Origin of the sequence: Verrucomicrobium sp. 3C, assembly GCF_000379365.1 — a bacterium.
Lineage (GTDB): Bacteria > Verrucomicrobiota > Verrucomicrobiia > Methylacidiphilales > Methylacidiphilaceae > Methylacidimicrobium.
This window is the reverse complement of the sequence record NZ_KB901875.1, coordinates 511041-517164: the sequence shown is the minus strand read 5'-3', so window position 1 is coordinate 517164 and position 6124 is coordinate 511041. Positions and strand designations below refer to the sequence as shown.

2 protein-coding genes and 2 pseudogenes are annotated in these 6124 nt (G+C 61.0%); 3 read left to right on the top strand and 1 reads right to left on the bottom strand.

What is annotated here, in order from left to right:
- From A37A_RS0103080 to A37A_RS0103055, 3 genes and pseudogenes are all read left to right on the top strand, one after another.
- Nucleotides 1–313 (top strand): annotated as a pseudogene (locus tag A37A_RS0103080) (hypothetical protein); the annotation flags it as partial.
- A gap of 1525 nt (nucleotides 314–1838) precedes the next feature.
- Nucleotides 1839–4544 carry a TrlF family AAA-like ATPase gene (locus tag A37A_RS0103060; RefSeq protein WP_051076236.1) on the top strand — a complete coding sequence of 902 codons (2706 nt, stop codon included), beginning with the start codon at nucleotides 1839–1841 and terminating at the stop codon, nucleotides 4542–4544.
- A 10-nt stretch (nucleotides 4545–4554) separates the two neighbouring features.
- On the top strand, nucleotides 4555–5847 hold the full coding sequence (locus A37A_RS0103055) for an ATP-binding protein (RefSeq protein ID WP_018290070.1): 1293 nt from the start codon (nucleotides 4555–4557) through the stop codon (nucleotides 5845–5847).
- A gap of 88 nt (nucleotides 5848–5935) precedes the next feature.
- On the opposite strand, the pseudogene A37A_RS18890 reads toward A37A_RS0103055, so the two are convergent.
- Nucleotides 5936–6124, bottom strand: a pseudogene (locus tag A37A_RS18890) (hypothetical protein); the annotation flags it as partial.

Here is a 6124-nt window from a genome sequence, read left to right as displayed (position 1 = left end):
TGGCCGCACCGAGCCGGTGCAGCGGGATCTCTACAGCGCCTTTCTCGCGAAATGCTCCGAGAAGGATTTCCTCGACATCAGCCGGGTTGGAAAGTCCTGGCCGGGTGCGGAACCCCTCCTGCGACGGGCGATGTCGAGAGTGAAGAAACCAGCGAGCCGGGAGGGCTTGTCCCGACCGCACGTCAAGAACGTCAGAGCTGGTCGCCCGTCGAAGGGGAAAATGGGAAGCGGCTGCCCTCGCAGCCGTTCCGGCAAGGCCGGGGATGCTGTAGCGCAAGCGAGAGCCCCGGAGAGCCGGATCTCTATTCTCTAGAACCCGCTGGATTTAGCCATGGGGAGTTTCAGAGGAGGGGGTGGTGCTCCGGATTGGAAGCCGTTCTTACGGACCCACAGACACTGTTTGGCGAGTTTCCGGAGGTCTCCACCATCCGCAGGTGGAGACGCCATTTAATGCTGGCTGGTTGGTTGGAGAGTGGATGCACCAACCGGAACGGACCGAGGCCGAACGCGCTTTAGCAGGGCGCTTCCTGGGGCAATCTCCACCAAGTGGGTCGCCGAATTGAAGGATAACCTGCGGGATCCGCAGGGGTTGCGCGAGATCGAATGCACCGTCGTGCTTCTGGCCAGTGCCGGCTTGAGCCGAGAATCATCCATGGAGATTTTCTCAAGAAGCAGGGGGTCATCCCCGAGGAATGGGAGATCGCCCCTCAGCCGTCGCCCATGAGGTCGCCAACCGCCTTGTCGCTTGCTTTCTATGGCGGAGTGTCGATCCTGTCATTGCTCGGTCACCTTCAAGTTTGCGACCGGCCCCTTACTGACGATCCGGCGCCAAGCTCTGCAACACAAATTGCCAAGGGCCTTATGGGAGTTTTTCCGCATGCGCGATATAGTGCGGTGGGAATCAATTTTCGCACGTTCGTCGAATGATCGGATGGGGTTGGCTTCCTGAGGCACCAGCTTCTAAAGGAAGGCGCGTGGCTCGAACAAAAGGAGCAGCTTTGTGGAGCCGGGGTGCGTTTCCCCTACTCGCCTGACGGGGCGAGAATGAATCTACAGCCCGATGACGGCGAACGAACGAAAGAGGGAGGAGAGAAGGCCAATGGAATCGCGACCGCCTGTAACTTCCATTACGAGATCAAGGATTAGTCCGCCAGGGATCGGGTCGACGAGATCATCGGTCAGTTCGGAACGAGTTGGAAGTTTTACCTCGGCACTCGAGCCGAGTTGCTCTCCATCGAGCGGAGTTGAGGCGAATCCTTCTTCTCATGAATGGGTGGAGAAGTTGCTGGCGGAGCAGCACGCCTATTCGCCCTGCGTTCAAAGCGGGCCCTATGAGGTTTCTGGTTCGTTGCCGAGCGCATCGTTCTCTCCGCGAATCCTCGCTTCGGCCACTGCGGAGTCGTGCTTTGATTTCAGCGGCTTGCTTCCGGTCGAAGTTCGCCCGAAGGCCGTCCAAGAGGCTATCTCGAGCCTGAGGAAGCGCCAAGAAACGATCCCTCAGGCATCCACTTTGGCGCATCGACTTGAGGAGTTAGAGGAAATCGATGAAGAAGAGGCACCGGACCAGACGCCGATCGATCTGGATTCTTTGCTCGGCTTTCTCTGCTTCCTCGAGAGAACCGCCGAACTCCATCTCAAATGCCTGGAGCTCGTTCTAACGTCAACGGGACAAATCCGGGCAGAATGGGCTGATCTTTCCAGCCGTTTTTTTGCGATTCGATTCATTGGACTTGCGGATGCGCACTTCGTCCTGAACCTCCCCATAAAGCTAAAGCCAGGGGGAGGGTTAGGAAGCCGATGGAGCTACGCGAGGAACAGGCGCCCTATGGAGGAGCAGCGTGACGATCCAAGACCCAAGCGCTAGAGCATCCACGGTTCCAGCGGGCGCCGTATTCCACCGCTGCGCTCTGCAGGTGAACCCTCATTCCTACGGCGGCACGTTCCGCGGCCAGTCTCCATCCCTTGATGCGGCTGCTCACGCGAAAGCCATGGTCGACAGGGCCGTTGAACTCGGAATTTCGGTTCTTGCCATCACCGATCACAACGACGTAAGCGCGGTGTCGACCTTTCGCGCCGCCGCAGAGGGGAGTCCGGTGCATGTTTTTCCCGGCTTTGAGCTCTCGTCGAGCGAAGGCGTCCATGTCCTCTGCATCTATTCCGCCGACACAAACCAAGACCAGCTCGGCCGATTTCTGGGCGGGTTCGGAATTACGAAAACCCGACCCTCTTCCGACCTCGCCAACCTGCCGTTCGTCGAAGTTCTGCGGAAGGTGCGTGACCAGGGCGGGATCGCGGTCGCAGCGCACGTAACCAGCGAGCAAGGCGGAATGCTCCAGGTTCTGAAAGGTCAGGCGCGGATTCACGCGTGGCGGAGCGAAGATCTGCTTGCGATCCAGATTCCCGGTCCAGTCGAAGATCTGCCGCCTGACGTGCGCCCCATCATCGAAAACAAGAACCCGGATTACTGCCGAGACCATCCCGCTGAGGAGCGCCTCGCCATTGCCGTCGTAAACGCGAACGATGTTCTCAACGCCGAGGACCTCGCAGACCGGGCCGCCAGTTGCTGGATCAAGATGTCCGAAGTGGGCATTGAAGGCCTGCGGCAGGCCTTCCTCGATCCCGGATCGCGCATTCGTCTCAATCCCAAGGAAGGCAAACGGGAGCCCGAGGAGCATGCCGAGCTGGTCGAACTGGCCTGGGAGGGCGGGTTCCTCGATGGTGCTGCGGTTCGCTTCAATCCGAATCTCAACGTGCTCGTCGGTGGCCGTGGTACCGGCAAGTCCACCATCGTCGAGAGTATCCGCGCGGTGCTCGGCCTGGATCCCATCGGTGACGAAGCGCGCAAAGCGCACGAGGGCATCGTCCGGCACGTTCTTCGGAGCGGAACCAAGATCTCACTCCGCGCACGCGCTCACCGGCCGACGGTTCGCGAGTACACCATCGAACGAACGATTCCGAATCGTCCGATCGTCAAGGACGACCGCGGCGAGGTGTCCAACCTGGCACCGCAGGAGATCCTGCCGCGCATCGAGGTCTTTGGTCAGCACGAGATTTCCGAGTTGACCAAGAGCCGCGCAAAACTCACGCGCTTGCTCGATCGTTTCGTCGACCGCGATGAGACGCTGCCACGGCGGAAGGTCGAATTGCGGCGCGAGCTGGAGAAGAGCCGACGCAGTCTGGTCGAGGCGCGAGCGGAGAGGAAACAGATCGAAGAACGGCTAGCGACGCTGCCTGGACTCGAGGAAACGCTGAAGCAGTTCAAAGAGGCCGGACTCGAGGAGCGCCTACGGGACCAGAGCCTGCTTGTGCGTGAAGAGCGGATCCTTGCTTCGATTCCGGAGCGACTCGCTCCGCTTCGGGAGTGTCTGGAAAGCCTCAAACGCGAGGCGCCGATGGATCGCGCGTTCCTTTCCACTAAGGCGCTCGATGCACTTCCAGGCAGGGCAATCCTCGAACGCTTCAATGCGGTCTTTGATGATCTCGACCGAGATCTCAAAGCGGCCGCCGAGTTGCTGGACGCCGCGTTGCGGCGGGCCGACCAGGGCGTGGCGGCGGTGCGCCGTGACTGGGACAAACGCAGGCAGGAGGTAGAGGCGGCGTACGAGAAAATCCTTCGTGACCTGCAGAGGTCGCGGGTAGATGGTGAGGAGTTCATCCGCCTGCGGCGACAGATCGAAGAGTTGCGTCCCCTGCGTGAGTGGCGATACCAGGCGCAGCGTCTCGAAAAGGAGCTGGTCGACCGCCGCCGAAATCTTCTCGCCGAGTGGGAAGATTGCAAAGCCCAGGAGTTCCGCCGTCTGGATCGTGCCGCGAAGAAGGTCAACCAGCGGCTTCGAGACCGCGTGCAGGTGGAAATAACGTCCGCTGGAGATCGAGAACCGCTCTTTCGAATCCTCCGGGAGGACATTGGCGGCCGGATCTCCGAGGCGATCGAAACATTACGCGGTGCGGCCGACCTATCCTTGCCCCGCTTCGTAGAAGCCTGCCGCACGGGCTCCGAACTGCTCACCAAAGAAATCGGCATTACGCCGACGCAAGCGGACCGTCTGGCGAGGGCCGACCCTGAGGTTCTGATGCGCATCGAGGAGCTCGACCTGCCGCCGACCACGACGATCCGCCTCAACACGGCACCCCTCGGTGAGCCGCCATTCTGGCAGACGCTCGAAGATCTGTCCACGGGCCAGAAGGCTACCGCCGTGCTCTTACTCCTGTTGCTCGAATCCGACGCACCGCTGATCGTCGACCAGCCAGAGGACGACCTCGACAACCGGTTCATCACCGAGGGCGTGGTGCCCCGGATGCGGGAGGAGAAGCAGCGCCGACAGTTCGTGTTTTCGACGCACAACGCCAACATCCCTGTGTTGGGCGACGCCGAGTTGATCATCGGGCTCGCCGCGTCGGGCGAGGCCAATGGAGGGCATGCTCGGATTGCACGGGAGCACATGGGCTCCATCGATGCCCAGCCCGTGCGCGAGCTGGTAGAGGAGATTCTCGAAGGCGGCAAGGAAGCTTTCGAGCGCCGACGCCGTAAGTACGGATTTTGAGGAAGGCGACATGAATCGCACCGAGTTGGCGGAACTGGTCCAGAATGGCGAGAACTCCGGCGTCGAATTCAAACGCGACGACGTCCGCCCAGAAAGGCTCGCCAAGGAAATGGCAGCGCTTCTGAATCTTGAGGGTGGGCACATCCTCCTCGGAGTAGAGAAGGATCGCACGGTCACCGGGCTCACCCGCGATCCGGAAAAAGCGGAAGAGTGGGCCATGGAGGTTGCGCGCACCCACCTGCGTCCGGCGGCAATCCCGTTCTGGGAAACGCTCGATTGGGGCGAGGGCACAATCGTAGGCGTTATTTCCCTCCCAGCCGACGCCCCGGACAAACCTTATAAGGCCAAGCGTGGGTCCGCGTGGGTCACGCAGATGCGTGTTGGCACCACGTCGCGCGATGCGACGGACGAAGAGGAAGCCCGTCTCTACATGCAGTCCGGTCGCTTGCCATATGACCGCAAGCCGATCCCCGGCGCCACGCTCGACGATCTCGACATTCGCCGCCTCGTCAATTACTTCCGTGACCTGCGCCGACAGGCCCATCCCGAACCGGAAGATCGCGAGAATTGGACCCGTTTGCTCGTCAACACCGAGCTGATGGTCGAGGACCGCGACCGCGCAATGCCGAGCGCCGCCGGTTTACTGCTCTTCGGTAGCCGACCGAACAAGTATTTGCCTCAAGCCGGCATCAGCGCCGTGGCTTACACCGGGACTGAGAAGGACTACAACGCGCGGGCGCGTCAGTCGCTACGGGGGCCAATCGTTTCCTTGTTCCCTGCGGGCATGCCGGAGCTTGGGCACGCCTACCTGAGCTTGCCCGTTACCTTCTCGGAAGGCAGCAACGCAGTGGAAGCCGGCATTATCGAGCAGGCCCTAGACTTCGTCCGGCGCAACATAGAGATCAAAGCATGGGTAGATGCGGGAGGACAGCGTCAGGAGCGTTGGGACTACCCGCTGGAAGCCGTGCGCGAGGCGATCGTCAACGCCGTCGCCCATCGCGACTACACTATCAGCGTCATGGACATCGAGCTCACGATCTTCACCAACCGGCTCGAGATTATCTCGCCGGGACGTCTGCCGAACACTGTCACAGTGGAGAAGATGCGTGCGGGCTATCGTGCTTCGCGCAACGAGCTGATCAAGGAGGTGTTGCGCGACTATCGCTACATCGAAGCGACGGGACTAGGCGTGCCGCGCAAGATCATCGAGGGCATGCGCGCGCACAACGGCACCGATCCCGACCTCGCCGAACAGGACGAGCGCTTCTTCGTCTGCTTATGGAAGGAACGCCGCCCCGCATGATCCCCAAGAGCTGCTGCCGCCTAGCCTGACTTCCCTTGAGTAGCAGCATAACTTCTTGATGCGGAAGGACAGGCCTTTCCGCTACTGGCTACATCGCTGCCCAGACCGGCGGCTGGGCGAAGTGCGGGAGCAGACGAAGTTTTTCCAGGAGCCGATTCAGTTCCCGAGGAATCTTGCTCAAAAGACGAACGATCGGCTTGCCTTCCACGGAGAGAACGCCGAGGCGGATCGACTGGAGGCGGCGCAGGAGCGCAGGAACGTGTTCAAAAACACCGAG

Bases quoted from the DNA above. Each gene is read 5' to 3' on its own strand.
- A37A_RS0103055 (WP_018290070.1), top strand. From the start codon at position 4,555: ATGAATCGCACCGAGTTGGCGGAACTGGTCCAGAATGGCGAGAACTCC.